Annotated in this window: 44 protein-coding genes; 10 read left to right on the forward strand and 34 right to left on the reverse strand. The window is 69.8% G+C overall.

Going from position 1 to position 24,754, the window contains the following annotated elements; all coding sequences use genetic code 11:
• Positions 1-76: 76 nt before the first annotated feature.
• The 11 genes from ACQEVC_RS45075 to ACQEVC_RS45125 all read right to left on the reverse strand — a co-directional run bounded on the left by ACQEVC_RS45075 (position 77) and on the right by ACQEVC_RS45125 (position 5,608).
• Positions 77-2,188, reverse strand: a complete 2,112-nt coding sequence (locus tag ACQEVC_RS45075) for a cell division protein FtsK (protein WP_432890845.1) — start codon at positions 2,186-2,188, stop codon at positions 77-79.
• Positions 2,189-2,263: 75 nt separating this feature from the next.
• Complete coding sequence (locus ACQEVC_RS45080; protein ID WP_432890847.1) at positions 2,264-2,443, reverse strand: hypothetical protein; 180 nt, start codon at positions 2,441-2,443, stop codon at positions 2,264-2,266.
• Positions 2,444-2,523: 80 nt separating this feature from the next.
• The gene (locus ACQEVC_RS45085; RefSeq protein WP_432890850.1) at positions 2,524-2,712 is read right to left on the reverse strand and encodes a hypothetical protein; all 189 of its coding nucleotides are present in this window, start codon (positions 2,710-2,712) and stop codon (positions 2,524-2,526) included.
• Between the two features lie 80 nt (positions 2,713-2,792).
• Complete coding sequence (locus ACQEVC_RS45090; RefSeq protein ID WP_432890853.1) at positions 2,793-2,954, reverse strand: hypothetical protein; 162 nt, start codon at positions 2,952-2,954, stop codon at positions 2,793-2,795.
• A gap of 83 nt (positions 2,955-3,037) precedes the next feature.
• Positions 3,038-3,172: a hypothetical protein gene (locus tag ACQEVC_RS45095; RefSeq protein ID WP_432890856.1), complete on the reverse strand. Its 135-nt coding sequence runs from the start codon at positions 3,170-3,172 to the stop codon at positions 3,038-3,040.
• Positions 3,169-4,386 (reverse strand): hypothetical protein, encoded by a 1,218-nt coding sequence (locus ACQEVC_RS45100; RefSeq protein WP_432890859.1) that lies wholly within the window; start codon positions 4,384-4,386, stop codon positions 3,169-3,171. The genes ACQEVC_RS45095 and ACQEVC_RS45100 overlap by 4 nt, the downstream gene beginning before the upstream one ends.
• Positions 4,383-4,682 carry a hypothetical protein gene (locus ACQEVC_RS45105; RefSeq protein WP_432890862.1) on the reverse strand — a complete coding sequence of 100 codons (300 nt, stop codon included), beginning with the start codon at positions 4,680-4,682 and terminating at the stop codon, positions 4,383-4,385. Before ACQEVC_RS45105 ends, ACQEVC_RS45100 begins: the two co-directional genes overlap by 4 nt.
• On the reverse strand, positions 4,682-4,942 hold the full coding sequence (locus tag ACQEVC_RS45110; protein WP_432890864.1) for a hypothetical protein: 261 nt from the start codon (positions 4,940-4,942) through the stop codon (positions 4,682-4,684). Before ACQEVC_RS45110 ends, ACQEVC_RS45105 begins: the two co-directional genes overlap by 1 nt.
• On the reverse strand, positions 4,939-5,064 hold the full coding sequence (locus tag ACQEVC_RS45115) for a hypothetical protein (protein WP_432890867.1): 126 nt from the start codon (positions 5,062-5,064) through the stop codon (positions 4,939-4,941). Before ACQEVC_RS45115 ends, ACQEVC_RS45110 begins: the two co-directional genes overlap by 4 nt.
• Positions 5,064-5,339: a hypothetical protein gene (locus tag ACQEVC_RS45120; protein WP_432890870.1), complete on the reverse strand. Its 276-nt coding sequence runs from the start codon at positions 5,337-5,339 to the stop codon at positions 5,064-5,066. Before ACQEVC_RS45120 ends, ACQEVC_RS45115 begins: the two co-directional genes overlap by 1 nt.
• Positions 5,336-5,608 carry a hypothetical protein gene (locus tag ACQEVC_RS45125; RefSeq protein ID WP_432890872.1) on the reverse strand — a complete coding sequence of 91 codons (273 nt, stop codon included), beginning with the start codon at positions 5,606-5,608 and terminating at the stop codon, positions 5,336-5,338. Before ACQEVC_RS45125 ends, ACQEVC_RS45120 begins: the two co-directional genes overlap by 4 nt.
• A 192-nt stretch (positions 5,609-5,800) precedes the next feature.
• On the opposite strand from ACQEVC_RS45125, the gene ACQEVC_RS45130 reads away from it, so the two are divergent.
• The 3 genes from ACQEVC_RS45130 (at position 5,801) to ACQEVC_RS45140 (ending at position 8,082) form a co-directional block, all read left to right on the forward strand.
• On the forward strand, positions 5,801-6,073 hold the full coding sequence (locus ACQEVC_RS45130) for a hypothetical protein (protein ID WP_432890875.1): 273 nt from the start codon (positions 5,801-5,803) through the stop codon (positions 6,071-6,073).
• Positions 6,074-6,229: 156 nt separating this feature from the next.
• Complete coding sequence (locus ACQEVC_RS45135; protein ID WP_432890878.1) at positions 6,230-7,651, forward strand: helix-turn-helix domain-containing protein; 1,422 nt, start codon at positions 6,230-6,232, stop codon at positions 7,649-7,651.
• A gap of 155 nt (positions 7,652-7,806) precedes the next feature.
• The gene (locus ACQEVC_RS45140; RefSeq protein WP_432890880.1) at positions 7,807-8,082 is read left to right on the forward strand and encodes a hypothetical protein; all 276 of its coding nucleotides are present in this window, start codon (positions 7,807-7,809) and stop codon (positions 8,080-8,082) included.
• 35 nt (positions 8,083-8,117) lie between these two features.
• Here ACQEVC_RS45140 and ACQEVC_RS45145 read toward each other — a convergent pair whose 3' ends face one another.
• Complete coding sequence (locus ACQEVC_RS45145; protein ID WP_432890883.1) at positions 8,118-8,345, reverse strand: winged helix-turn-helix domain-containing protein; 228 nt, start codon at positions 8,343-8,345, stop codon at positions 8,118-8,120.
• Positions 8,346-8,603: 258 nt separating this feature from the next.
• Positions 8,604-8,849: a hypothetical protein gene (locus ACQEVC_RS45150; protein ID WP_432890886.1), complete on the reverse strand. Its 246-nt coding sequence runs from the start codon at positions 8,847-8,849 to the stop codon at positions 8,604-8,606.
• A 106-nt stretch (positions 8,850-8,955) separates the two neighbouring features.
• Between ACQEVC_RS45150 and ACQEVC_RS45155 the strand changes: the two genes are divergently transcribed.
• From ACQEVC_RS45155 to ACQEVC_RS45180, 6 genes are all read left to right on the forward strand, one after another.
• The gene (locus tag ACQEVC_RS45155; protein ID WP_432890889.1) at positions 8,956-9,135 is read left to right on the forward strand and encodes a hypothetical protein; all 180 of its coding nucleotides are present in this window, start codon (positions 8,956-8,958) and stop codon (positions 9,133-9,135) included.
• 84 nt (positions 9,136-9,219) lie between these two features.
• On the forward strand, positions 9,220-9,408 hold the full coding sequence (locus tag ACQEVC_RS45160; protein WP_432890892.1) for a hypothetical protein: 189 nt from the start codon (positions 9,220-9,222) through the stop codon (positions 9,406-9,408).
• Positions 9,409-9,728: 320 nt separating this feature from the next.
• The gene (locus ACQEVC_RS45165; RefSeq protein ID WP_432890894.1) at positions 9,729-10,070 is read left to right on the forward strand and encodes a hypothetical protein; all 342 of its coding nucleotides are present in this window, start codon (positions 9,729-9,731) and stop codon (positions 10,068-10,070) included.
• 2 nt (positions 10,071-10,072) lie between these two features.
• Entirely contained in the window at positions 10,073-10,438 is a 366-nt protein-coding gene (locus tag ACQEVC_RS45170) for a hypothetical protein (RefSeq protein ID WP_432890896.1), read from the forward strand.
• Positions 10,438-10,797, forward strand: coding sequence for a hypothetical protein (locus ACQEVC_RS45175; RefSeq protein WP_432890898.1), 360 nt, complete (start codon positions 10,438-10,440; stop codon positions 10,795-10,797). The genes ACQEVC_RS45170 and ACQEVC_RS45175 overlap by 1 nt, the downstream gene beginning before the upstream one ends.
• Before the next feature lie 173 nt (positions 10,798-10,970).
• Entirely contained in the window at positions 10,971-11,339 is a 369-nt protein-coding gene (locus ACQEVC_RS45180) for a hypothetical protein (protein ID WP_432890901.1), read from the forward strand.
• Positions 11,340-11,416: 77 nt separating this feature from the next.
• On the opposite strand, the gene ACQEVC_RS45185 is transcribed toward ACQEVC_RS45180, so the two are convergent.
• On the reverse strand, positions 11,417-11,776 hold the full coding sequence (locus tag ACQEVC_RS45185) for a hypothetical protein (protein ID WP_432872076.1): 360 nt from the start codon (positions 11,774-11,776) through the stop codon (positions 11,417-11,419).
• 50 nt (positions 11,777-11,826) lie between these two features.
• Positions 11,827-12,213 carry a hypothetical protein gene (locus tag ACQEVC_RS45190; RefSeq protein ID WP_432872078.1) on the reverse strand — a complete coding sequence of 129 codons (387 nt, stop codon included), beginning with the start codon at positions 12,211-12,213 and terminating at the stop codon, positions 11,827-11,829.
• Positions 12,214-12,241: 28 nt separating this feature from the next.
• Between ACQEVC_RS45190 and ACQEVC_RS45195 the strand changes: the two genes are divergently transcribed.
• Positions 12,242-12,421, forward strand: a complete 180-nt coding sequence (locus ACQEVC_RS45195) for a hypothetical protein (RefSeq protein WP_432872080.1) — start codon at positions 12,242-12,244, stop codon at positions 12,419-12,421.
• On the opposite strand, the gene ACQEVC_RS45200 is transcribed toward ACQEVC_RS45195, so the two are convergent.
• The 19 genes from ACQEVC_RS45200 to ACQEVC_RS45290 form a co-directional block, all read right to left on the reverse strand.
• A complete protein-coding gene (locus ACQEVC_RS45200; RefSeq protein ID WP_432872082.1) occupies positions 12,418-12,804 on the reverse strand; it encodes a hypothetical protein in 387 nt (128 codons plus the stop codon). The two genes, ACQEVC_RS45195 and ACQEVC_RS45200, sit on opposite strands and share 4 nt — an antisense overlap.
• Positions 12,801-13,226: a hypothetical protein gene (locus tag ACQEVC_RS45205; RefSeq protein ID WP_432872084.1), complete on the reverse strand. Its 426-nt coding sequence runs from the start codon at positions 13,224-13,226 to the stop codon at positions 12,801-12,803. The genes ACQEVC_RS45200 and ACQEVC_RS45205 overlap by 4 nt, the downstream gene beginning before the upstream one ends.
• Positions 13,227-13,228: 2 nt before the next feature.
• Positions 13,229-14,050 carry a hypothetical protein gene (locus ACQEVC_RS45210; protein WP_432872086.1) on the reverse strand — a complete coding sequence of 274 codons (822 nt, stop codon included), beginning with the start codon at positions 14,048-14,050 and terminating at the stop codon, positions 13,229-13,231.
• On the reverse strand, positions 14,050-14,808 hold the full coding sequence (locus tag ACQEVC_RS45215) for a GDSL-type esterase/lipase family protein (protein ID WP_432872088.1): 759 nt from the start codon (positions 14,806-14,808) through the stop codon (positions 14,050-14,052). The genes ACQEVC_RS45210 and ACQEVC_RS45215 overlap by 1 nt, the downstream gene beginning before the upstream one ends.
• 173 nt (positions 14,809-14,981) lie before the next feature.
• Positions 14,982-15,728: a hypothetical protein gene (locus tag ACQEVC_RS45220; RefSeq protein WP_432872090.1), complete on the reverse strand. Its 747-nt coding sequence runs from the start codon at positions 15,726-15,728 to the stop codon at positions 14,982-14,984.
• Between the two features lie 11 nt (positions 15,729-15,739).
• Complete coding sequence (locus tag ACQEVC_RS45225; protein ID WP_432872092.1) at positions 15,740-16,012, reverse strand: hypothetical protein; 273 nt, start codon at positions 16,010-16,012, stop codon at positions 15,740-15,742.
• Between the two features lie 2 nt (positions 16,013-16,014).
• Positions 16,015-17,118 carry a DUF5047 domain-containing protein gene (locus tag ACQEVC_RS45230; RefSeq protein ID WP_432872094.1) on the reverse strand — a complete coding sequence of 368 codons (1,104 nt, stop codon included), beginning with the start codon at positions 17,116-17,118 and terminating at the stop codon, positions 16,015-16,017.
• A complete protein-coding gene (locus ACQEVC_RS45235) occupies positions 17,118-17,894 on the reverse strand; it encodes a hypothetical protein (RefSeq protein ID WP_432872095.1) in 777 nt (258 codons plus the stop codon). The genes ACQEVC_RS45230 and ACQEVC_RS45235 overlap by 1 nt, the downstream gene beginning before the upstream one ends.
• A 12-nt stretch (positions 17,895-17,906) precedes the next feature.
• On the reverse strand, positions 17,907-20,012 hold the full coding sequence (locus ACQEVC_RS45240) for a hypothetical protein (RefSeq protein WP_432872097.1): 2,106 nt from the start codon (positions 20,010-20,012) through the stop codon (positions 17,907-17,909).
• 3 nt (positions 20,013-20,015) lie between these two features.
• Positions 20,016-20,309, reverse strand: coding sequence for a hypothetical protein (locus tag ACQEVC_RS45245; RefSeq protein WP_432872099.1), 294 nt, complete (start codon positions 20,307-20,309; stop codon positions 20,016-20,018).
• Between the two features lie 38 nt (positions 20,310-20,347).
• A complete protein-coding gene (locus tag ACQEVC_RS45250; RefSeq protein ID WP_432872101.1) occupies positions 20,348-20,968 on the reverse strand; it encodes a hypothetical protein in 621 nt (206 codons plus the stop codon).
• Complete coding sequence (locus ACQEVC_RS45255) at positions 20,965-21,471, reverse strand: hypothetical protein (protein ID WP_432872103.1); 507 nt, start codon at positions 21,469-21,471, stop codon at positions 20,965-20,967. The genes ACQEVC_RS45250 and ACQEVC_RS45255 overlap by 4 nt, the downstream gene beginning before the upstream one ends.
• Positions 21,468-21,650: a hypothetical protein gene (locus tag ACQEVC_RS45260; protein WP_432872105.1), complete on the reverse strand. Its 183-nt coding sequence runs from the start codon at positions 21,648-21,650 to the stop codon at positions 21,468-21,470. Before ACQEVC_RS45260 ends, ACQEVC_RS45255 begins: the two co-directional genes overlap by 4 nt.
• Positions 21,651-21,691: 41 nt before the next feature.
• On the reverse strand, positions 21,692-22,111 hold the full coding sequence (locus ACQEVC_RS45265; protein WP_432872107.1) for a hypothetical protein: 420 nt from the start codon (positions 22,109-22,111) through the stop codon (positions 21,692-21,694).
• Positions 22,108-22,503: a hypothetical protein gene (locus ACQEVC_RS45270; RefSeq protein ID WP_432872109.1), complete on the reverse strand. Its 396-nt coding sequence runs from the start codon at positions 22,501-22,503 to the stop codon at positions 22,108-22,110. The genes ACQEVC_RS45265 and ACQEVC_RS45270 overlap by 4 nt, the downstream gene beginning before the upstream one ends.
• The gene (locus tag ACQEVC_RS45275) at positions 22,504-22,902 is read right to left on the reverse strand and encodes a DUF6093 family protein (RefSeq protein ID WP_432872111.1); all 399 of its coding nucleotides are present in this window, start codon (positions 22,900-22,902) and stop codon (positions 22,504-22,506) included.
• Positions 22,902-23,297 carry a hypothetical protein gene (locus ACQEVC_RS45280; RefSeq protein ID WP_432872113.1) on the reverse strand — a complete coding sequence of 132 codons (396 nt, stop codon included), beginning with the start codon at positions 23,295-23,297 and terminating at the stop codon, positions 22,902-22,904. Before ACQEVC_RS45280 ends, ACQEVC_RS45275 begins: the two co-directional genes overlap by 1 nt.
• Positions 23,298-23,357: 60 nt before the next feature.
• On the reverse strand, positions 23,358-23,717 hold the full coding sequence (locus ACQEVC_RS45285; RefSeq protein ID WP_432872115.1) for a hypothetical protein: 360 nt from the start codon (positions 23,715-23,717) through the stop codon (positions 23,358-23,360).
• A gap of 14 nt (positions 23,718-23,731) precedes the next feature.
• Positions 23,732-24,754 (reverse strand): major capsid protein (locus ACQEVC_RS45290; RefSeq protein WP_432890903.1); only part of this gene is annotated, 1,023 nt, incomplete at its 5' end.

The following is a 24,754-nucleotide window of genomic DNA, read 5'->3' on the forward strand; positions in this document are numbered from 1 at the left end:
AGGTCAGGCGCGGTGTGAGTCGTAGCAGGAGGCGGTAGCGCGCCCGCTACCTGTAGCAGAGGACGCGCTACCGGATTCATCGATCGTCTTTGCTGTTCCGGGACTCCAGGGCACGCCGCAGGTTGGCCAAATACGCGCCCCGCGGCCGGGCGTCGCCGCCACCCTTCTCGGCGCCGGTCTTGCTCTCGATGCCGAGCTTGAGGCCGACCATCGTCTTCGACAGCGAGTCCTTGGTGATCTCGGCATACCGCTCCGGCATCTGCTCGGCGAGCCGGCCGGCCAGGGTCTCCCAGCTCAGGAAGGTCTCCTCGGACCGGAAGGCGTCGATGACGTCGGCCAGCGGGTCGCGGGCCTGCTTGGTGACCTGGTCGCCGGCCGCCATCCCGTCGAGGGTGCCGGCCCGCTCCCGGAACTTCCGAGCCGCAGTCAGGATCTTCTCGGCGTCGCCGCCGTCACCGAAGTAGGTGCGGACCGTGGCGTTCGGTACCGGCGCGTCGTACAGGATGCCGACACCGCGGTACTCGTCGCCGACCGGCAGCGCGGATGAGTCGTAGCCCTCGGAGTAGGCGCCGGAGCCCAGCACCGAGTCGCTGACCTGCCACGATCCGGTCTTGAGGGCGAACCTGGTCAGGTGGTTGTCCCGGTAGTCGGTGAACCTCTTCGCGGTCTTCCCGCTGGAGCCAATCCCGGACGGCTTCTGCGTCGAGCTGAGCAGGATGACGCCGACGGACGGACCGACCTTGACCAGGAAGACCAGCAGCTCGGCGATCTCCTCGTCCACCTCGGTGTCGCCAGTGTTGAGGAACTCCTGGAACTCGTCGAGGATGATCAGCCAGACGGGCATGTTGTACCGGGGGTCGCGAGCGATGTCCCTGGTCAGCTTGCCTTCCGGGCAGATGTTCGTGGGCAGCTCGGACAGCTTGGCGTTGCGCTTGAGCACGTCCTGCTTGGCCGCCCGGAGCGTGGCCCGCAGGTTCTCGATCGGATCACCCTGCACCCGGTCGGGCAGCAGACCGAAGCCGTACGTGAAGCTGACCAGGGCGAGCTTTCGCCAGTCCGGTGAGCCCTTGCCGTCGAACACGGACAGCCGCGTGTACGGATCAAGAGCGGCGAACAGGGCGATGATCCGGGCGGTGAAGGTCTTGCCCTTACGCGGCTGCGCGCCGACCAGGATCGACGTGAACATCAGTGGCAGCATGACCCGCCGGCCGCGCTCGTCGACACCGAGCGGTACGGCGCGCCAGATGTCACGCGGCTTGCAGTCCAGAAGTGGCGTGCGACCTGCGGGAATCGACAGCGGGTCGACATAGGCGACCCACAGCAGGTGTCGTCGGTTCGACGACTTGTCGATGGTCAGGTACACCTGCGACGTGGCGACGTCGAGGCCGCTGGCCAGCTTCTCCCGGGCCTTGAGTGCGTCGGAGAACGTGACGCCGTGCGGCAGGTCAACGAGCACCTGCACGCCGGAGCCGGTGTTGTCCTCGGCCATCCGGGACGCGAAGTGGATTCGCTCGTCGGGCTTGTCCGCCTTGCCGAGCCCCGCGCGGTAGTAGGCGTGCTCGACGATGTCGGGGTTGAGCCGGCGGTGCCGGGGCACGACCACGGCGGCGGAGATGATCGGCTTGTCGCTGGGTCGGCCGTAGTGGGCGAGGACGGGCACCGCTACCAGCGCGATCAGGATCAGCACCCACCGCGGTGCGACCAGCCACAACAGTAGGCCGACAACCAGCACCGCGAGGAGTTCGGCGGCCAGGGCAGTGCCACGGGCCTTCCGCCGGGCGGCGAGCTGCCGCTCGATGGCCGGACCCTGGTGCAGGTCGCCCTTGTTGGCCGCGTCCTGCATCTGCCGGGTCAGCTCGGGGTGCCAGGCCCACCGGATCTGCCGACCGACCAGCAGAAACGCGCCAACGACCGCCCACCAGGCGGAGGCGACGAGGTACCACGGCGACCGGATGGCGTGCGCGCCGGCCCGGTACGCGGTGCGGTAGCTGACGGCCTTGGTCCACCGCTTCGTCCCGGCCCAGGTGGTGAACTGTGGCGGGATGATCGGTAGCTGTTTCTGCTGGTCGTCAGCGGTGTCGACGTAGACGGGCGGGGTTGGTCCGGGCCGCTCGTCCAGCTCGATGTCGAAGTGGTGGGCGACCTCGTCGGGTTCGGTGACGGGTGCCAAGTCGCGGTCCGGTGCCATGGTGTGGCTCTCCTTCGCCGGGTGGCCCGGCCGGTCGTCGGTGCCGGCTGGGCCGTGTTTGTGCTGGTCAGACGGTCAGGACTTTCGCTGCTGACGCCGAACCTCGGCGCGGGCCTGCTCCGGCGTCATCCGCCAGTAGCCCTTGACGAACAGCTCCGGCGACTGCTCCTTGACCTGTCGCAGGTGCTCACGCCCCATCCGCATCGACTCGCGCTCGTGTGCGATCTTGTCGGCGGCTCGCTTGAACAGGCCCATGACGTTGCTCCTTCCTGGTCGCCAGACGGTCTGGCCACCTCTACCGCCGCCGGGTAATGGGCCGGCAGCGACGGGGGCGGTCAGTGGGTGCGGTGTCGCAGGACGTCCTTGAGGGCCGCCATCCGGGCCTTGTGGCCCTGCGTGGCGCCGATGTGTGCGGAGGCGGCGTGGATGCCCCGCCCACCGGCCAGCCGACCAGCAGCCTCGACCATTTCGGCATTGCGGGCGGCGTTCGCCTTCTGGTCGGCGGTGTTGCCCTTGCGTCCCATCGATGTCTCCTCTCCGGTCGCCAGTCGGTCTGGCCACCTCCGCGCGCCGTCGAGAGATGAGTCGACGGCGACGGGACTGGTCAGTTCGCCCGAGGCTCCAGTTCGGCACGGGCCTCCGCCCGCCACTTCCGCAGGTTGTGCGCGGCCATGGCCCCGTAGGCGACCGCCGAGAGGATGAACCCCCACTGCTCGGTGACCAGCGCGTATGCCAGCCAGAGCACCTGCACCGCGAGCCCAATCACCCACCCCCAGGAGGATCGGCGGCCGGTCAGCCACCAGCCCAGGAGACCGATTGCGGCCAAGATCCACGACCACCACTGCACACTCACCGCGACGCCTCCGTCCTGGTCAGGAAGGTGGTCCAGTAGCCGGTGTCCTGCTGCCGGCGGCGGTGCTGCTCGGCGTCACGGCGGGCGCGGGCGGCGTCGCGGCGGGTCTGGTGGATCTGGCGGCGGCTCATGAGGTCACGTCCTCTCGCGACTGGCTGTTTTTCCACTTGTTCGCGGTGGCCTTCGAGACCTTCGCCTCGGCGGCCAACTCAGCGCCCGACGGCTCGCGGCCCAGCAAGTCACGCAGGCGCGGGTAGGCGGCGGCGAGTCGGGCATCAGCCGGCTCAACCGAGACCGTCGTTCGCTTCCCGCGCCGACTCGTAAGTCGGCTCTTGGCCGCGACCACCCGAGCGCCGTTGGTCGAGTTGCGAGCCGGCTCACGAGCCGGCGCCGGGAGTGCTGGTTGAGCCGGCTCATGAGCCGGGCTCGCGGTGTTCGTGATGGCCGACCAGACCCGGTCCAGCTCGGTCACCGGGAGCCGGCTCACGGTTGCCTGGATAGGCGCCGGGCGCATCTCCTCGGCAGCTTCGACAGCCGCCTTGCGAGCCGTCTTCTCTGCCTTCCGCGCGATCCGCTCGGCGTTGTAGCCACGCCACGCCTCACGCGGGTCGCGCACTCCGTGGTCGATCGACCAGCGCCGCGCCTGCCACGTCCGCCACGGGAACGCCCGCCGCCGTGCCGTGCTGAACTCGGAACCGGCGTCGTCGATCAGGTTGGAATCCTCGGCGAGGAGCTGCACGTGCTGGACGCGCCGGGTGTGCAGGCCCCACAGCCACGGGGACAGCAGGCTCAGCATTCCGAACGCGATCGCGGCCGGCGTCGGCTTGAGCCCGTCGGCGAAGTGCGCGTAGTTGATGGCGCCGACCACGGCGGCGATGAGCCAGGCGGAACGCCGGAGCCGGGCGGCGGTGCCGTACGCCTTGAGCAGGAGAGCGTCGTGCGCGTGCCACTGCACGTACACTGCGACCGACTCCAGAGCGGCCGAGAACGCCAGCGCGAACGCCAGCTTCGACGGCACGTTCCAGACGTTGGGGGCGACGTCGTCGTAGGCGAAGCCGGCCTGCGCGTACGCGGCGCCGCCGTTGATGAGCAGCAACGGAAGAACCGGCCGGATCCGGGCCAGCGCGGCGGTGCGGACCATTCGGCGGTGCCGGCGGCGGGCGACCTGGGCGCGGCGATCGCGCCGGCTCGCCTCCTCGGCCGCCTGCCGTTGGGCGTCAGCCCGTTCCCGGTCGAGCTGGTTGGTGAGGCGGGTGCGTTCGATCTCGGCGCGGACCTCGGCTACCCGGGCCTCGGCCTGCGCGGCGGCGCGCACCGGATCGGTCTTGCGGCGGAGTAGGTTCACGGCCCCTCCTCTTGGCCGGCGCACGCGTACCAGCGACGGGCCTGGAAGCGCCAGTACGCAGACGTCTCCCTCAGCCGAGTGACGGAGTGACGGGCGCACACCCGGGCGAGCCGGGAGCGGTCGAGATGCCAGAGGAGCAGGTCGGTCTCGTCGGCGATCCGGTCAGCCCGCAGCCCGGCGATGAGGTCGGAATGCGTGTCGCGGTACTCGGCGTACCGGCGGATCAGGTGGCCGTAGCCGTCCCAGACCTGCCGGGCGTGCCGGAGGTCGTCGGCGACGACGCGGAGCAGGTTCATCACCGCACCAGCTCACGGCGCTTCGGCGTGTCGATGGCGTCGGCGGCCCGGGGCGAGAACGACGGCGGCCGGCGGCGGTCCTCCAGCGCGTCCACGTGGTGGGCGAGGGCGAAGGACAGGGTGGCGACCAGCCACGGCACGATCGCCAGCGCGTACAGGATCGGGGTCGGCTGTGCGGCCGGCATGTTGATGCCGAGCAGCCACACGGTGGAGCCGGCGGTCGCGAGGGCGACGTGGCTGGCCAGACGGGCGACGTTCATGCGATGGCTCCCTGGGTGATGGCGCCGAAGTTGACCAGCGCGGCGTAGACGGCGCCGGCAGTGGCCACGGCGACGACCTTGTAGACGAGGCGGGAGACGAAGTCCCGGGGGATCAGGCCCATCACGCGACCGCCGTCCGGGTCTGCTGCGCCCGCAGGAAGGTGACCAGGGCCGGGGCGATCAGGTAGCCCGGCACGAACAGCTCGATCTCCAGCTCGACGAGGAGCTGCTTCAGCGTCCACGACGGGTCGGCCGTCTCGATCAGCCGGACGGCCCGCTCCCCCAGCTCGTACGCCTCGTCGGCGGTCAGGGTGATCTGCGGGACCGTGGCCATGATCTGGGCGACGGCCTTGGGGTCCGGGACGACGGACAGGTGGCGCTGGTTCCTTCGGCTCATCGGGTCACCGCCGGGCACTGCGCCACGACCCGGGCCACGAACTGGCCGCAGACGGCCGAGCCTTTGGCCGGACCGGTGAGAGGGAGGAGCCCGGCCACCCGGATCGCGTCGAGCGCGGGGCCCTCGAAGCCCTTGCAGACGTACACCGACTTGATCAGCTTCGGCTGCCGCTCGTCGCGCTCGTGCACGTCGATGCGGACCGAGGCCGGCTCCCCGCAGCCCGGCAACTCGACGATGTGCTGGTCGGGGGCGATCCCGGTTTCGGGCATGGCAGGATTCGGCATGGGTCTCTACCCCTTCGGAGGAGGGTTGGAGGTCAAGGCCTCCGGATGGTGTTGGCGCACCGCCCGGGGGCCGCTCTGCTTACAAACACCGTAGCAGCGTTTGGCATAACGGGCTAGTGCCAGTTGGCGTAACGGAGCAGTGTCGTTGGCCAACAAGAACGTGAGATGATGGCGCGCATGACCGACCCACTTCGTGAGGCCGCCCGCGCCTATCGGGAGGCTCTTGCAGCCGAAGCGACAGCTAAGGCCGAGGTAGAGGCAGCTCGACAGAAGCGCGCCGCCGCAAGCGAAGGTGTGGCTACAGCCAGAGCGCCCTTGGCCGACGCCATCGTCCAAGCTGCTCGCGAAGGCGTTCGCCAACGCGACATCCTGATCCGCATTGAGAACGCGTACACCCGCGAGCGGGTTCGACAGATATGTCGATCCGCTGGCGTGCAGGTGAGCGAATGAACGCGCCAAGGGGAACATGCAGCCACCCTCGCCAGCGCGGCGCTCGCCCGGAACAGCACCAGGTCAGCAGCCACGCGCGCTGACTAGGCAGGCCTCGTACCTGCCGGCAGCATGACTACCAGATGCAGCAACGTGCCTACCCCGGCGGAGGATGCCGTGACCAGAGGTACGCCACCCAACGACCTGAGGCAGCTACGCGACCGCGCCGGCCTGTCCCAGCGCGACGTCGCCGAACGCGTCAACCGGGCCGCCGCCGACCAGGGCCACCACGCGGCGGCGGCCACGGCCGACATGGTCAGCCGGTGGGAACGCGGCAAGGTCATCCCGCTGCCGATCTACCGGCGCCTGCTCGCTCAGGTGTTCGGCGTGTCCGTTGAGGAGTTGAAGCTTGACCAGCAGGTTCAGTCGGTGGGGGACTTCATGGCTGCGTTCGTAGACGAAGAGATTGACCCGAGGGTGGAGGTCAGCCAGCAGGAGTGGTGTCGCACCCGACGGGCGTTGAATACCCAGCGGCACGCCCTCGCCCAGGTTGCCGCCGGCTTGTACGAACCGTCGTACCGGCTGGGCGCCACTGGCCTGATCACCCACCCGACCTGGCTGCCTGCCGAGTTGATCGACATGACGTCCGTGCAGCTCCAGCACCGACCGGACGCGCCGGATCCGGAACTGGACGGCACCGAGCCGGTGACCGGGCACGTCCGCCCTCGGCAGACCCTGGTTCGGCGGTACCCCCGCTACACACACGCCGTCCGGGACCTAGCCCACCCGAGGCTGTTCGAGAACCGACTGGCCTGGCGGATCGCCGGGATGAACTGGGCCGACGGCGGCCGGATGGCGTTCGCCGACACCACGTACTTCGCGGCGGTCGACGTCTTCGAGGCGACCGCTCACGAGTTGGCCTACGTCGCCCTCGACGAAGACGGGACGCCCCACCGGCGCTCGCCGACCATGCGGGACCTGCCGCTGCGCAAGGCCATCGGTGACCCGTTCAACCTGGCTCGCCGGCCGGTGATGTGCGCAATCTCGACCCTGACCATCCGCAACGGCGCCGACGGTGCAGACTTCCTGCTTCACCGCCGCGACTCCCGCTCGGTGGCAGCGGCCGGCGGCATGCTCCAGGTCATCCCGTCGGGCATCTTCCAGCCGTCGAGTGTGATGCCGGCCGCGCGTGAGGCCGACTTCGACCTGTGGCGCAACGTCATGCGGGAGTACAGCGAGGAACTGCTCGGAAATCCTGAGCACGACGGCGACGGGCAGCCGGTCCAGTACGACGACGAGCCGTTCGCCGGCCTCGATCAGGCCCGCCGGGACGGTCAGGTGCGGATCTACGTCCTCGGCGTCGCGCTGGACGCCTTGACCCTGGTCGGCGAGCTGCTGACGGTGGCGGTGTTCGACGCTGCCCTGTTCGATGATTTCGCCCGAGACTTTGTGGAGCGCAACGACGAGGGATCGATCGTCAACACCCGGGCGCCATTCACCGAGGCAGGCATCGCCGAGTTGTTGGCCAGCGGGCGACTGGCGCCGGCCGGCGCCGGGTGTGTCGAGTTGGCTTGGCAGCATCGAGGCCGGATTCTCTGACCCGAAACACAACGATGCCCCGCCCCAGATCACCCAGGGCGGGGCATTTTATCTGAGATCGTCGATGTTCCTGCCACTCGGTCCGCTACTCGACGTGTCGGTGACCTGTCAGAGCGTCGCGCGGGAGCATGGGACCCCCGACCAAGGAGAGGCCCATGGCACGAAAGCTCAGTCGCATCGATCAAGTGCTCCTATTGATCGACAGCGTAGAGGACGCGTCCACCGAGCCCAGCGCGAACTACAGCGAGATATCCAAGCTGGTCGGCCTCGCTCAGGTCCACGCGATCATCGCCGTCGCCGAGGAACTTGGTAGGCTGCGTGACTCCGTGGACGCAGTGGCGTCGGGTCTGCGAGACAGGGACAACGGAACCGCTGGCACCCACCTGTACTACATCAGCGACTGGCTCAAGGACATTGCCGAACGGCGCTGACCCCCGGACAACAGAGAGCGGCCCAGCACCCGACGTCACGGGGTGCTGGGCCGCTTCACGTAGTACCCGCCGCCGGGCACCGACTCGATGATGCCGGCGGCCTTGAGTCGCTCGACGGCGATCCGGACAGTCTGCGAGCTGACCTCGTACTGCGCGCACAGCTCCGTCCGCGACGGCAGCTTGGCGCCGGGTGGGAACTCACCGGATTCGATCCGGCGGGTCAGGTCCTCGATGAGCTTCTGGGTCTTGCTGTAGGCGGGCACGGTTGATCTCTCCTTGGCGGGATAGGGCAACCCCACCACGCCGGCCCGCGCCGGTCAAACATCCCTGGTCATACCCAGCAATCACCGGTTGACCTGGTATACCTGGGCATCCTAGATTTGGCCCTGCCGGTCTCTCCTTGGCGGGATTGACTGGCTCGGGTGTGAGGTCGGCAGGCTGGTACCCCCGTCGCCCTCACACCCACCCAGCCCCTCGCTCTGGCGGCGCTCGGTGATCTGTGATCCCGGGCGCCGTTGGCGTCAGGCGCTCTTAGTCTTCGCCGCCCCGCCACCGGTCCGTGCCGGAGGAACGTCGGTGGGACGGAGTTTCCTGACGTGCGCCGGGGACCGTCCGGTTAACACGATGATCTCTCCGGGCGGGATGTGGGCGCGCCAGGCGTCGGCGACGAGGGCGCGTTCTTCCTGTTCAGCCCCGTCCAGTTCGGCGGTCAACTTGGTGCGGACCTCGCGGTTGGCGGCGAGTTCCTGGCGTAGGTCTCGGGTCATGTGAAAACCATAGCGCTTCGGCGTTGCGCTTCGCTAGGGCGGTGTGTACAGTAGTTCCTAGAAGCGCTACCGCGAAGCGCTAAGCGGAAGTGAAGGGGAGAACAAGATGCCGAACAAGACGAGCCACACCCCCGGAGACGACCCCCGCCGGACCTCCCCGACCGTGGCCGAGCGACAGGCCCACCGGGAGCAGATCCAGCGCAACGCCGCCGACCGGGACCGCGCCTGGCGGGAGGCGGGCTGGCGGGAGCAGGGCGGTAGCCGCGAGGGCTGGGGACTGGACTGATCGAGGGGACGGGGCCGGGAGACCGGCCCTCCTCTTCTCCCTGGAATCCGCTTTCCTCAGCCCGACCGAATGGAGCATCCGAACATGACCATCACCACCAGCCACGTTCTCCGCAACGCGCCGGTCATCACGCCGACCGGCATGGAGTACCTCGTCGCCGTCACCTACCGCGACGAGGACACGGAGTACATGACGGCCCCGACCCTCGCCGAGGACGACGAGCGGATCAGCGAGTGGTCGCCGGAGCAGATCCGGCTGCACGCGGACAACTGACCCCGGACAACAAGCGGCGGCCCCGGTCGTCCCTCACGGGATGGCCGGGGCCGCTTCGCTTACCACACCCCGGCATGATCAGGCCGATATCCACAGCCGCCCCGGTTATCCACAGACGCCGAACGCGCCCGTTGCCCGCCCGCACCGTCCGCCGGCACGCTCCGTACGTCGGCGAGGCCACTCCGACCGGCGCCGGCCACACCTACGGGCGGTGGGGCGACGCGACCAGCAGGCCACCGACAGCACGACACGGCTCCGTCCATCCGGGCGGGGCCGTGTCTGTGTAGACAGAACTACACATCATCTGTAGACTGGTCTACATGAGCGAGCGTCAGATCATCCGGGACATCGCCCGGTACAGCGACCAGGACGAGCCGGCCCACCGCTGGACCCTGGTGGTTGACGGCGAGACCGTCTCGGAGTTGTGGGTCACGATCGAGACCGGCGAGATCATGCAGGTCGAAACGCCCGCCGAGCACCAGGGCAACGGCTACGCCAGCGCGCTCTACCGGCAGGCCGCCAGCGAGATCACCGTCTACCACGCTCCCGAGGCGCACCGCACCCCCGAGGGTGACCGCTTCGCCCGCTCCGTCGGCGGCGAGACCCTCGACTGCCTGCACGGCTGCTGCGACGACGCCCCCGACTTCGACGACGAGGACTGACCATGAAGCCCAGCGACGACCTGATGGCCTGGCTCGGCCCGGCCGCCGACGAACTCACCCCCGAGCAGATCGAGCGCGTCACCGCCGAGGCCCGCGCCATCGCTGAGCGGTACCCCGACCCCGACGAGCAGCCGGAGCGCGACGCGGCCCTGTCCGCCGTCGTCCAGTACCTGCTCGGCGAGACCACGCCCGAGGATGCCGCCCACGAACTGTCCTCGGCGCGGCTGCGAGAGCAAAGGGCGTTCGCGGCGGCAACGTGGATGGCGGTCATGCTGGTCCGCGACAACCCGGTGCGCTACAAGGCGGTCGCGGCTCAACGAGCCGGTATCGACCGGATGAGCCTGCTCAAGGCCCTGGGTGAACGGTGATGCGCCACCGCGTGACCACCCTGACCCACGGCCAGCCGGAGTACGCCGAACTGCTCGACCAGATCCGGTCCGACACCACGCTGGTGGCCGGGATGTGGGACGACGCCGAGAGTCGGCCCGACGAGCTGGACGTACCCGGCACCTGGTGGAGCGTCGCGCTGGTTGACGGGGTGCCGGCGGCGTGGTGCGCGGCCCGGGTCGAGGGCGGGGCACTCAGGGCCCTGTGCAACTACGAGCGAGCAGGCTACCGAGGCCAGGGCTTGTACGAGGTGGCGTACCGCGAGCGGCACCGTACCGTCCGCGCCCACCAGGCTGCCGGCGGTGACCTACCTGTTCAGTCAGCCGATCGGCCTGCATGAGGCGGACGGCTGGTACCGAGCGGGTGTGTCAGGCGTGTCCACCGCTGCGAGTGAGCCGCACGAGTGGTGGGAGCTTCGCCGCGATCCGATTGGCTGACGCAACCGTCCGGGGGTAGGCGCGGCCTACTCGGGGGATCGTGATCACTTGTGCACGGTCGGTACGGTGACCAGCCATGAACTTCGGCTTCCGGCTCCCCGGCCCGTTCCGGGTAAACGTCAGCGACAAGGGCCGGATCAGCGCCGGCATGAACGTGGGCCCGTTCAGCGTCTCCGGCAACCTCGGCGGTGGCGGGCAGCGGGCAGTACGGATCCCCGGCACTCTCGACCAGGTCCTGGCGCAGGCTCACGCCGAGGGATGGACGATCGACTGGGTGACGCCTGGCACTGGAGCGACCATGCACCGCGGTTGGCTGGCGGTGCGTCTCACGATCGTCCGAGGTGGCGTGCAGGCCGAGCGGGTGACGTCGACCCGGACCGTGCTGACCTGGGCGGTCGCCGTCCTCGCGATCGTCGGCGCCTGCTGGCTGATGGTCGTGATCTGACCCCAGACACAGAGAAGCGCGCCCGCCGCCCGGCCGAAGCCAGGTAGCGGGCGCGCCGCGTTGGAGACAGGTTAGGGCTACCGCAGGCGCGGCATCGTCCCGGCGGGCCGGCCCACCTCGGCGGCCGGCACCACCTGCGGGCGGATGCCGAACAGGGCGAACCCGGCCAGCACCGCTCCGGAGATCGCGGCCACCGTGCCGTCGGAGACGTTGTACCCGTACTCGGCGATCAGCGCCGCACCCGCCGCGACCACGCCGGTGAACAGCGCCGGAGCGATGGGCCGGGTGGTGAAGGCGATGATGACCGCCGACGCGAACGCGGTGATGGCTGCCGCGGCTCCGGCGTCGATGCCGGGCATGTTCAGCGAGGCCAGGACGGTGAGCAGCGCGCCGATGGCGCCGATGACCAGCGCCGGCTCGCGACCCCATAGCTTCATGGTGATCTCCTTGATCGGTGGACCGACCCCGGGCCCCCGGGGTCGGCTGTTCAGACCGGGTGCGCTAGGGACCGGCAGCCGATGACCGTGCCGGACAGGTCACGGACCTCGCGAAATGGGGCCAGCAGATCGGTACGGTGGCCGGCCTGAGCGAGCGCCAGGGCCAGCGACACCACGTACCAGGTCGTCGGGTTCTCCCACTCCGGGGACCCCTTCTCCGGCCGGGGTGGCAACCCGTTCGCGTGGCGATACTCGACGAACTCCACCGACGTCGGGCAGTCCTGGAGATACTGGGTGCCGAGTTCGATCTCTCCAATGCGGGCCACGGTGCCGGATGGCTCGATCACCATCTGCGGCTCGTGGTCGCCAAGGTTGAACCGGTCGGGCACGTCCCAGCCGTAAATACGGATCGGATGCGGGGTCAAGTTGACGAGCACGTCAAGCTCCTTCGGTACGGTGTCGGGCGTGCCAGGGATCCCGCAGCTCAGAGAGGCCGCACGGCTGTACTCGCCCGACGGCAGGCTGCTGGCGATGGTGCGGCTGGAGCAGCGGATGGACGGCTCCGGCATCTGGGTGGTGCTGGTCAACGACCCGGCCAAGGCGCCCACCGAACACGGCGAGTTCACCACTGAGGCGGCGGCCTAGCCCCGACGGTTCAGGTCCCCAGGCGCCGAACGCACCAGATCCCGCAGCCGAGCCAGGTCAGCGTCCGGAGACAGGATCTCCGTACGGAGCCTGAGCAGCATCCTGGTCAGGTCCCGCACCGAATCCTTCAGCCGGTCCAGCTCGCCGTTCGTCGCAGCCACCTTTCGTCGGGCGTCGTCAGCCTCGGTCTCCAGCTCGGCGACCCTTTCCCGCAGCGGCTTGACCAGCGTCAGCGCGGTGTCCGTCAGCACATCGGCGGTGTCCGCCTTCAGCTTGCGCCGCTGCACCAGCACCATTGCCGCGGCGACCACCCCACCCGTGCCGCCGAGCATGCCGAGGGCAGACAACAGGATCTGCAACCACGCCGGAGACGCCGCGCTCATGACCCCTCCGTCGCGTCATGGTGCCGGGCGAGTCTGCGCAGGTCGCGGACGATCAGCGCGGTCCGCCACCAGGACGCCACCCCGATCGCCGTGATGAATGCCCCGGCCGCCAGCGCCTGCCAGCCGGAGATGGCGAACAGTGCGATGGCGTACATCGTCGTCGCCGTCCCGAGCACCACCAGCGCGCTCAACTCCGAACCCACCCCGACCAGCGGCGGCCCCGGCCAGTAGATGCCGACCAGGCCGACCACTCCGGCCAGGACGAGGGCGATCTCCCAGGTGTCCTGGAGCAGCGGCGGCATTGCCTCGGCCACCGACCGGGGCCGCTGGCCGGCGGCGATCAGGGACGCTCCGGCGACCGCCGACGCGGCGAGGACGGCCGCCTCGAACGGATTCCGGCCGACGACCAGGATGCGGCGCACGGTCAGCTCTGCATCCGCTTCGCGGCGTCGTCGTTGACGGCCTTGGCCAGTGCGCCGATGAACGTGGTGTTGCCGGCCAGCGCGACAGCCACGGCGCTGGCATCCACCGCGACGGGCCTCGGCGCAGCCGTCCGGTTCAGCAGCTCGTCGGCCTTGTTCACCAGGCTGTTCGCCGAACCGCGGCCGTTGCCCGGGTCGGTCTCGAACCCGCAGGACGGGCCGCCGAGGAACACCGCCGAGTAGATCGCGTTCAGCTTCTTTCGGTCGTCGTCGGTCATGTCGTCGTCCTCCGTGTCGATCAGTCCGATGAGCTGTAGCCAGCGGCGGGCCAGCGCGACCATGCGCCGGCCATCGGCGTCTCGGAACTCGCTCAGATGGGTGTGGGTGCGGTGCGAGCTGTCGCCGGTCGACCGCTTCCCGAGCCGGTCCCAGCGGCGGACCGTGGTCCCGTCCAGGGAGTAGATGACCTCTCGCAGATCAGCGGTGTCCGAATCTCCCGAGCGGCAGAGCCCGACAAGCCAGCGGTTGTAGTCGTACAGGTCGAAGGTGCCGCGGTCGGTGGTGACCTTGAAGTAGCCGATGTCCATCGCCGACGCGTAGTCGGATCGACCGCGGCGGTCCCGGGGTGACTCGTCGACCGAGTAGTCGCCGGAGTCGTTGTCTGCACGGCTGATGTGGTAGCCGCTGCCGTGCCGGGAGTCGCCGACGATGCCAGCTTCCAGCGGGTCGAGGTCGTTCCCGACGGTGCGGCCAGGGTGCAGGTCGAGGTGCTCCAGGTAGAGGGCCCTGGCCTCCTTGTGCTTCGGCTTCGCGACCGTGGCCATCAGCCGGCCGCCATCGCCGCCTGGACGGCCTGCACCATCAGCGAGTTTCGAGCGACCATCCCGTCGGCTGGGTCCAGGTGCACGCCGTCGGAGAGATAGGCGCGGACTCGGTCGGGGACGATGCTGATGTACCGCTCCCACGCCACGACGCTGAGGTTGTCGTGGCGGGCCGTGGCCTCCCAGATCACGCCGTTGATCCAGCCCGTGTTGCGCTGGTCGTTGACCTGGATGTAGCCAGGCTGGAGCCACCGGCTGATGTGCGTCTCCACCCAGATCAGGGCGGTGTCCGGCCCGACGATTGAGGCGGCCCGGTCGATCTGCGCGGCGATGCTGGTGGGCCCGACCGGCCCGAAGATGTCGTTGGCGCCTGACGCGATGATGACGACCGGCGGCAGGCCGTAGGTGGACGCCCACTGCTCCAGCACGTCGATCGTTGGCGGGGTTGGCCTGCCGCTCTTGCCGTCGACCGCGATGACCTGACCCGTCGCCGCATGCAGCCGGGTACCGAAATCGCTGTACGTTGCCACGGTGATGCTGTCGCCGAGCAGCCACACACCGCCGGTGTCGACGGCCTCCTGGATCCGGACCGGGCTGGACACGGCGTGCGAGCCGATCGTCCAGTCGCCGAGGGTGCCGGAACCGTACGCGCCGGGGCCGGGTGGCGGCACCACGCTCGCCGCGGTGGCCGGCTCGGTCGTCAGCAGCAGTGTCGCGATGGCGACAGCCGATACCAGCGCCTTGCGGACGTGAGGAATCATCGCAGCTCCCAGCGTTTTCGGAGGATCTTGAATGCGGATTCGCAGGTTCATCGCCGTCGTCATCGCCGCGCTCGCAGTCAGCGGCGGATCATGTGACAGCTACCAGGCCGATCCGCCGCCACTCCCGGCCGAAGGGCCGGCGGCGCCGAACGTGTACCCGAGCCCGCGATAGATCAGAAGAGGGTCACGACGACAACGAGGCCGGGACTGCCCGCCCCGCCCGCCCGGGTGGTCGTGGACCCGAACGCCCCGCCGCCGCCGGCGCCGTAGCCGGTACCGACCAGGCCGACACCGCCGGTACCGGGCGACGGCGCTCCACCGTGGCCGCACACGCTGTCGCCGCCGTGGTTGCCGAAAATGTTCTGGACGGACAGGGTTCTCCCGTAGCCACCAGAGCCGCCCGGAACGTTGCAGACGTTCCCGCCGGTCGCGCCCCCACCGGCACCACCGACCCCGACCGTGCTGCCCGTCGTCGCCGTCACCGCCGCGCTCGACGTCCCCCCAGTCGCGGTCATCAAATCGAACGTGCTGTCGCCGCCAGTACCGCCGGCACCGACCCCGCCGCCGACACCGCCCGCGCCGACTGTCACCGCCTCCGACGACCCCAGATCAGCCGCGTCGTAGACGCTCTCGCAGTAGCCCCCGGCCCCGCCGCCTCCGGACGCACCAGCGGTCGTCCCAGCCGCGCCGACGACAGCTCCCGCTCCGGCGCCGCCGGCTTGGACCCGCACCCATACCGTCCGCGCGCCGGCCGGTTTCGTCCACGTCCCGTCGGCGGCGAACACCTGCACATCGGCGGCGTCGCTGTACTGGGCGAGCAGCGTGTCGACGGCGGTGGCGAGCGCACTGACATCCGCCGGCACGTTCGGCGCATCCGACAGGTCGGGATACGGCAACCCGTGAATCGGTGTGGTGCCCACCTTGTGACCTCCTACGGTGTGCCGATGACCTGGTCCACGACCAGCAGAGACGGCGGCTGAACGACGACGAGGACGGTGTCACCGACGGTCGGTGTGTATTTGGCGCCATAAGCGGCATCGACCTCAGCGCCACGCCACTCGACGGTCAGCAGGGCGTTGCCGTCGGATGCCGCACCGGGCGCGACGGCGACGACCGTGGCCTGCTCCATCCATGACGCCGGAGCGCCCTGCGGTGGCCGGTCCCGCAGCAACTCGGCGGCGGCCCGGCGGATCTCACGGCGCACGGCTACCCCTCGGCCCCGTCCGGCCGCGACGACCGGGTGGTGATCGACTGAACGCCGCCGACGGTCAGCGGCACTGTCACCGCGTCGACCAGGTGCTGCTCGACCCGGCCGGAGGAGGTGAGCACGGTGATGACGTCGCCGCGGTCGAGGCCTGGGTGCACCACCGCATCCACGTTGAGCTGGGCGTTGACGGCCCTAACCCTGTTGAGGATGGTCGTGCCGGCGACGACGGCCTGTGGCGCCGACGTGACTACCGGGCTGCTCCAGAAGTACGGGACCCTGCCGAATGGGCCGCCGACGTAGGTCGGGCTGGCCGGGTCGTCGTCCTCGATCACCTGCGGGGCGAACGGCGTACTGCCGTCGGTGCGGGCGTCGCTGACCACCACGACGTTGTAGGTGCGGGACCGGTCCCGGCGCAGGTCACCGCCGAGCAGCACCCCGGACGGGGAGGCATCGACCGTCCACACCGACGGCTGCGACAACAGCGGCGCATCCCGGACCACCAGGGTTCCGTCGTTGTCGAAGTACGCCTCAGCACCGATCGACGTCGCCAGGTCGACGATCGCCTTGTCCCGATCCCGGTCCCAGACCAGCGCCCCGACCGTCGCCGTCGAGGTGGCCAGGACGGACACCGCGACGCCGGAGACCGCGTCGGTCACCAGTCGCACTATCTCGTCCACAACAAGGTCGCCAACCTGGCTCGACGCTGGCGTCTCGAACTTCGCCCGCTGCACCCGAGCCCACCGGTCCGGGGCGGTCCGGATCCTGATCCCGCCGTCAGGGCCCACCGACATCGACTGCTCGTCCAGGCCGAACACCCCGAGCGGCACCAGTTCCGTCGCACCGGACGGATACCGGACGCCGCGGTAGGGCCGTAGCTCAACGCCGGTGACGTCCAGGTCGTCCCACAGACCCGCGTCGGTGATCGTGAGGTCGAGCTGCCGGCGGACACCCGTCCCAGCCTGGATCGTCACCTGGCCGGCGCTGCCCTCGTCGAGCGGTAGATCCTCGATCAGGAGAGCCCCGTCGTACCAGGCGTCGACCCGGACGGCGAGGGTGTGCGCCTCCCTCAGGGCGTGCCCGAACACGCTGCTGACCGGGTACATCAGGACGTCCCGAGAAGCAGGTCGGAGTAGGTGTCGTACGCAGCCAGCACATCGGCGTAGGTGGCGTGTTCGGCCAGCACGTCGGCGTAGGTGCGTTCCGACTGCAGTCCGCCCGCAGGCCTGCCCACCACCACGTACGGCGCTGACCAGGTCCGCCACGGGTGAGGTCCGTAGTCGTCGCGGAACGAGGTCTCCTCCAGGTCGCCGAGCGCCAGGTAGGCGTGCGTGATGCCGAGTCCCCAATCGGCGTCAGCGTCCAGCAGGAGGATCGACGCGTCATCGGTAATGCCGACCAGGGCGGCAGCCTCGTCCGCTGTCTCCGTTCGCAGTCGCAGCGTCGACCGGATCGACTTGCGGCGCGCGTCGGTGACGACGATCGGCTCCCGCCGGCCCAGTGGCTGCAAGACCGCCTGGTTGACCGGGCGGACCCGGTCGGCAAGCGGCCCGACCGGTTCGATCGGGATAGACAGCGACGGCACCCCGGGGTGTCGTAGCCACGGCCGGTCAGCGGTCAGGGTGACCGGGGTGGAGGTGACCGACCCGCCGGCCGTGATCGCCGTGTAGACGGCCTCGCCGTTGAGCCAGCTCTCGTAGTCGTAGCCGGTCCACAGTCCGCCCGACAGCGTCGCCGGATCGGCGAGCCGCACCAGGCGGGTACGGCCGTCCGGGTCCAGCCGGGACACCGTCGCCTCGGTCTGCCCGGTGTACTCCAGCTCCAGCAGGACCCGTGGCGGGGTGTTGCCCGGCTCTGGCGTCGCGACAAGGGTTGTCGGCACCGGCCCCTCCCGTCACTCGGCGGTCTGGTAGATGGTGGCGTCAGCCAGAGAGCCGAACGCTTCGTCGACCTCAACCCGGACCAGGCCCTGCACGGCGCCGTCCTGGACCACCAGCCGCAGCGTCATCCCACCTGACTGAGTAGGCTGCTGAGCCTGTACGGGCGCTGCGCTGCCCATGAACGGGGCCGTAACCGGACCAGGTCCGCCGGATGCCGGCCAGGCCACCCGGCCACCGAGCCACTCCTCGACCACCGTCTGCGCGATCATCCGAGACCGGGCGGTGTCACCGTCACGCGGGATGTACGCCTCGCCGCGGGTCTCCCGCTCCCCGTACAGCACCGTCGGCGAGGTGGCGAAATGTGCCTCGATCATGCCGCCGCCGGCCATGGCGTAGTCGATGCCGCCCCAGCGCCGGCCGCCGACACCGCTTCCGATCGGGACGTTGCGGCCTTCGCTGCGAGTCACCACCTGGTTGTTGACCGTGGTGATGACGACCCGCTTGGATTTGATCTGTGCCGACAGGGCGATGATCGCCCGCAGGTTAGCGGCGGCCTGCTCCGTATCGGCGGTGACCGTGGTGGGTACCCTGCGCGGCACCTTCAGGTACTGATCGGCGAGTAGCCGCGCCTGCTCCCGGGTGTAGCCCATCCGCATCGCGGTCGCGACGAAGTCGCTACGGGCCTCCCGGCTGCGCTCCGACAGCGTCTTCGTGGACGCACCCTGCGCCTCCAGTGCGTCGGTCAAGGTGTTCGATGACCGGGCGAGGCTGAGAAGCTGCTCCTCCTCAGCCGCGGAGACCTTCCGCTTCTTGTCGATCTCGTCCCGGGCCTCTTTTAAGGTCTCCCGGTAGCGGAGGTTCGCCTCGGCAGCGGACAGGTTCTGGTCGACGATCAGGTCGAGCGCCTCGGCGTACTGCTGGACCGCGCGGGCGGCGTCCTCTGCCTCGGTCGACGTCTCCCGGAAGCCGTTCATCAGGTTGGCCAGCTCGCCAGCGAACTCCTCACTCTTCTTGCCACCTTCGTCGTTGGCCCGGCTGAACCACTCGAAGAGGCCGTTGCCGAACTCCATCACCTCGTACAGCTCGGCCAGGACGTTGATCAGGCCAAAGACCATCCGGATGCCGGTCTCGACAACCTCGAAGACCAGCGTCAGGGCGCGAGCACCGCTCTCGGAGTTGTCGGTCAGGGACTCCATCCCGTCCCGGGCCGCGCTGCCCAACTCGGCCAGGCCCTCCGAGATCGCGTCGACAGCCGGGCCGGCCACCTCGACCAGCTCGCGAGCTCCGGTGACGATCTCCTGAATGCCCGTACCGCCGCCTTCCGCCAGCGGCACGACAAACCGGGCGGAGTTGCTGAAGATGGACTCCAGGTCACCCTCGACCTCGGCGAGCTTGTTCCGGATCACAGAGATCCCGGACAGCGTCGCCGGGACGAAACTGACCGCCGCCGACTGGAGCCGGTTCTCGAACTCGCTGCCCAGGGACTCCGCCGCTGACTTGACCGCAGAGTGCTTCGCGGCGATCGTGACCCCGCCGATCACCCCGCCGATGCCGGCGCCGCCCGTGATGCCGGCGGCGACCGCCGCGCCCAGCACCGTGGCGACCTCGGCAGCGATCGGGAGAGCAATGGCTGCGCCAATGGGGCCGACGCTGATCGGCGCCCGAGCGATCAGCGGTCCGATCTTGGTGGCGAACTCGGTACTGAAGCCTTTCGCCGCCTCGTCGGCATCGATCAGGTTCCGAAGATCGGTGAGGCCCCGTTGCTTGCCGCGCTCGACCTTCAGCTTCTCGGTCAGCTTGGCGCGCTCAGCGGCGTCGGCGGTGCGGGAGATTTCCCGGGCCAGGTCCCGCACGCCGCGGGCCGTGTCCGTGATCTGGCGGTCCAGAATCGCGGCATCCCGACGCAGGCCGGTCAGCTCCCTGCCGGCGCCCCGAGCTGACTTGCCGACATCACTGATCGACTCGGACGCCTTGCCCATCCCGGCAGCGGTTTCCTTCGCCGAACCGCCGGCCGACTCGACCGCGTCATCCAGCTTCGCGGTCGCCTTCTCCGCCCGCCCCACGCCGCGTACGTACGGGGCTTCATCGACGTCGAGGCCGACCTTGACGGTGCGGGCCACGGGTCACCCCCTCGGTACGAGCTGAACGGCGTGGAGGATCGCGGCCGGATGCTGCGGGTTCTGGGTGCGCGTCTGCTGCTCCGACCGGTCGATCGCCGCGCAGCAGTGGCACTGCCGGGGGTAGCCGGGTGCCGGCAGGTAGACGGCGGTGGCGAACGGGTTGTTGAAGTCCCTGCCCGGGTCAGTCGTTTCCTCCAGCACGCCCCGGCAGCGGGGGCACTGGCCCGCCTCGTAGGCCGCCAGCGCGGTCATCCACGCCACCTCGCCCGGAGTCCACTCCGACTCCGTGGTGGTCACCGACCGGGCCAGCTTGCCACCCTCATGCCGGTACTCGGTTACTCGTTCGGGCTCCCAGCCGTCGAGTCGGCGGAGGGAGATGCCGAGGGTTCGGGCGAGACCGACCCGCTGGCGGAGTCCCGCGTCCTCAGCCAGCCGGCGAACGAGAAAGGGACGTCGGGCTCTTCCTTGTTCAGGTCCCAGCAGGTGCGGCCCAGCCTAAGGAACTGCTGCACGTTGATCAGTTCCTGCTCGGAGTCGAGCAGCGCCGCCCACGTCTCCTCACGCAGAACCGGCTCGACCGTCGACAGCCGGATCAGCGCCGGGAAGAACGTCTCGTTGTTGACCTGCGGGCCCCGGTCGTCCTGGTGGATCGACCCGTCCGCCAACTTGCGGGGAGGGTGCTCGTCAACCAGGTCACGCCACCTCTTCGGCTGCAAGGCCCGCAACCTGAACTGGACCGTGGCCGCCTCGATCTGCTGCCGCAACTCATCGACCCGGGCCCGCAGGTCGGCGGTGCCACTGCCGGCGATGCGCGGGTCCGCCGCCGCCTGCACCTGGGCCTGCGCCAGTTCGCGGTCCAGGCGCCGGAACTCGTTGATCAAGTCGCCCCGGGTGCACACCGGCACGGTCTCCTCTGGCAGCCGGGCGCCCAGCAGAACCTCGTCAGCGTTGGTCATGCGACGACCGCGACGTCCGACTGCACCTGGTTGGTCACGAACAGCCGCTGAGTCGCCGTGTGCACCGAGTTCGCGCCGTTCCAGTTCTTCATCGGCTCACCTGCGGTGATCGGCCACACGTCGGTCAGGTCACCGATCGCCCACGCCTGCGTGCGTGGCACCCCGTAGCGGGACAGGACATATCCGGTGGTGCCCTCGGCCAAGGTGATGTAGGCCTCGTTGTTGGTCGGGTCCGCCGGGTTGTGGACGTACACCACGGTCAGGCTCTTGGTCTTGCGACCGGGCTGCTCGAACGTCTGCGTGGTGGCGATCCGCTCGTCAGCAACCACAGCCTGCTCCCCGGTCGGCTGCCATCCGTCGCCGGTGATGTAGCCGTCCAACTCCTGGCTGGTCACGGCGTTTATCTCGGTCAGCTTGGGCGCCGTCGGGTCGGTCAAACTCGCCACGTACAGGAGAGCGAGGGTGCCATCAGACGGCACCGAGGTGGGCAGCGGTGAGGTCATCGGGCCTGCTCCTTGCTCTTCGCGGTCATCTCGGGAGTGGTGGGCGGCAGCGGTCGACCGAGGTTGTCGACGGCTTTCGCGTCCTTGAGAATCTCCACCCCGCCACGCTGGACGAGCTGGTCGGCGCGGCGGCGCGACACGGTGCTCTCTGCCTTGGTCCGGGTCTCTCGGATGCGCACGAACTCAGTCGGCACGTCGTCCTCCAAAGGTGATGTGCCGGTCAGCCCGGCAAAGACTCCAAGCGGTAGATGTCGATCTGGTCGACCACGAGACGGCCGGTGGACTCGTCGGGGCGGGGTGGCTGCCCGTCGTCGGAGCGGATCGGGTACGGCTTCCGGCCGGCGATAACTGGCACGACGTCAAGCAGCGCGGACCGCACCCGGTTGGCAACCACCCGGGCAGCGATGTCCGTCTGGCCGACGCTGTGACAGGTCACCCGCGCGACCGCCCGGCTGGACAGCAGATCGATCGTCGGGCCCAGCGCGTAGGTGACCTGGATGTACGCCACCACGTACGGCGGGGACGCGCTGGTCGGCACGATCTGCCCGTCGCCCTCACCGTCGGCCGGCGGGTACACGACCAGGCCGTCGACAGCGCGGAGCAGGTCGAGGATGGCGACGGCGTGCGGCTCGTCGCTCACTTCCCCTCCAGGGCATCCGCAGCGGCGATTTCCAGGCCTCGTACGAAGTCCGGGGTCCAGTGGTCCAGAGCCGGGCCCAGGTGGGCGTAGGGCGGGTTGTTGACCGTGCCGTACTCCAGGATGTTGCCCAACGCTCCCTGGCGGCGCCCCTTGTCCGGACCGATCTCCGCCGTCATGCCCCGCCCGACACCGAGATCCTTGGTGTCGTACGTGATCGCCCTCGGGTAGTCCGGGGCGTGGGCGATACCGCTGGCAGCGCCCCGCGCCGCGTCCCGGATGCCGTGGGCGGTGAACCGCACCGCCGCCCGGATGAGGACGTGCGCGTTGTCGGGCGCCTCGGCCAGGTCGGCGCGTAGCTGGTTGAGGCTGGAGCCGTCGAGGTTGATGTCCACCTAACTCGTCACCTCCTCGATCCCCAGTCGTCGAGCGGTCGCGTGGGTCTTGCCGAACTCGGCCCGGACCACGAACCGCCGGCCGACCACGTCCGGGTCGTACTGGCAGACCGTGATCTGGACCCGTTGACCGGCGCGGACGCCGACAGAGGTGGCCACCGGCAGCCACAACAGCCGGGTCACCATCAGTCGGTCCGCCTCGCCGACCATCTCGGCCCGGGCGATCGGGTCGGCCTGCTGGACTCGGCACGGGCCGGCGTACACCACGTCGGTATCCTCGACGGCCTGCCCGGTGCCCAGGTCCGTGTGTGTGCCGGTGACGGCAACGATCTCGCAGGTGTCGACCATCAGCTCAGCAGCGAACTCGCGGCCCCGGGCCAGCACCTCGGCGGCCGACATCAACAGCACCTGGCCCAGGACGGAGCGCCGTACGGCCGGATCGTGAACGCGCCCGACGTGCCCAGGCCGAGCGCATCGCGGATCTGCTCCCGCTCGGCGTCGGTCAGGCCGATGCCGGACAGCGTCTCGGAGGCATACGTGTTGGTCTCGGTGTAGTCGTCGATCTGCCGTGACCTCGACCGCATGCCGCCCGGATTAAGCAGCATCCGCTTCGCCACGTCGAGGGCGACCGGCTTGAGCATGCTCACATCGGTGAGCGCGTCGTAGACCGTCGGGCCGACCTCGTTACGGATCAGGGTGGTCACCAGTGCCAGCACCAGCGCGCCCGTTGCCGGCGGCACGGTCTGCTGGGTGTAGGCGTCCAGCTCGGGCAGCGTGAACAGCGGGTCAGGCATGACGCCTCCGAGGGTCGGTCCGGCCGGGCAGCCGGGAGGGTGACCGGCCGGCCGGAGCTGCTACTCGGTCGGGACGTTGGCCGCGGACAGCGCCGCGATCACGTCGTCCCGGGATGCGTCGTCGGGCACCTCGACACCCTTGCGGGCCGCGTACGCCCGCCACTCCGGCGCACCGGATCCGGCACCGCCCTTCGGCGGCGGACCGTCGCCGGCCGGCGCCTGGGGCCCGACGGACTCGCCAGCCGGGGTCGGCTTCGCGGCGTCCGCCCAGACGTCCGGATTGGTGATCGCCGACTCGACCCAGGACAGCTCCGGCCGCGACAGGTCGTCGTTCGGGCCGACGGTCACCGACTCGCCGGTCAGCTCGCCCTTGTCGTCGCGGCGGTGCACCGTGACGAAGGCGTTCAGCTTGCGCGCCATCGCATCTCCTCAGGTCAGGCCACGTCGGCGGCGAGCGTCAGGTCCGGGTTGGCCATGATCGGCAGACCGATCGCGGCGGCCTTCGTCCACACCGCCACCGGGTCCTTCGTGCTGTACGAGCCGGCCACGATGCCCGGCTCCACCCCCGACAGCCCGTACTCGGGTTCCAGCGACTCCGCGGTGGTGCCGAGCAGGGTCGCCCCCAGGTCGGTGCCCTCAGGGTTGTCCGGCGAACCGGGCGCCGGCAGCAGGATCACCCGGTCGGCGGGAATTACCCGGGTCGCCGTGGTGCCGACCCGCACTTGCGCGTCGTAGATGTAGATCGGCGGCAGCCCGTACGCCGCGAACACCGCATTCACGGTCGCCTGCGACACGATGCTCGGGGTGCCCGCCACGGTGGCGGCGAGCTGGCGCATCTCGGCGTTGCGCAGCAGGTAGCCGAGCACCGTGGTGGAGGTCAGAATCGCGCCCGGCGCCTCCCCGTTGGTAGCGATGTAGGTGTCCCGCCACGTGATCAGGTCGGCCAGCGGGGTCGCGGTGGCCACCACCGACCACAGCACCGCCGGAGCCACCGTGTGCGAGCCGGACCGGCCGAAGTCGACGGTTGCGACCACGCCGTTCTCGGAGATGACCAGGGACCCCCGGTAGAGGGCCTCGCCACGGAACAGCTCCAGCCGCGCGGCGACCGCCCGGGCCATCCGCTCCGCGTCCGACAAGATCGCGTTGCGGATTCCCGCCTCGTCGCGACGCTGCCGCAGCCGCTCGTACTCGCCCAGCCGGATCTTGCGGCTGATCGGCGGCAGCTCGCCGGTGACCCGGGTCAGGCCCGGCCGGGAGCCGATCGGCGACTCGGCGTCGTACGCCCGCACCGTGGCCGCCTCGGTCAGCCCTTCCCCGCCCCGGGTGTAGCGGTACTGCAGGTCGTCGATCGCCCGCCGGGGCAGCCACTGGGACAGGGTGAACCGGTTGCGGTCCAGGTCGGCCAGGGCCTCCCGGACGTAGCCAGTCAGTTCCGCCGGGGTGATGTAGTCGGTGAA

This window comes from Plantactinospora sp. CA-294935 (assembly GCF_050936445.1).
Classification (GTDB): Bacteria; Actinomycetota; Actinomycetes; order Mycobacteriales; family Micromonosporaceae; genus Plantactinospora.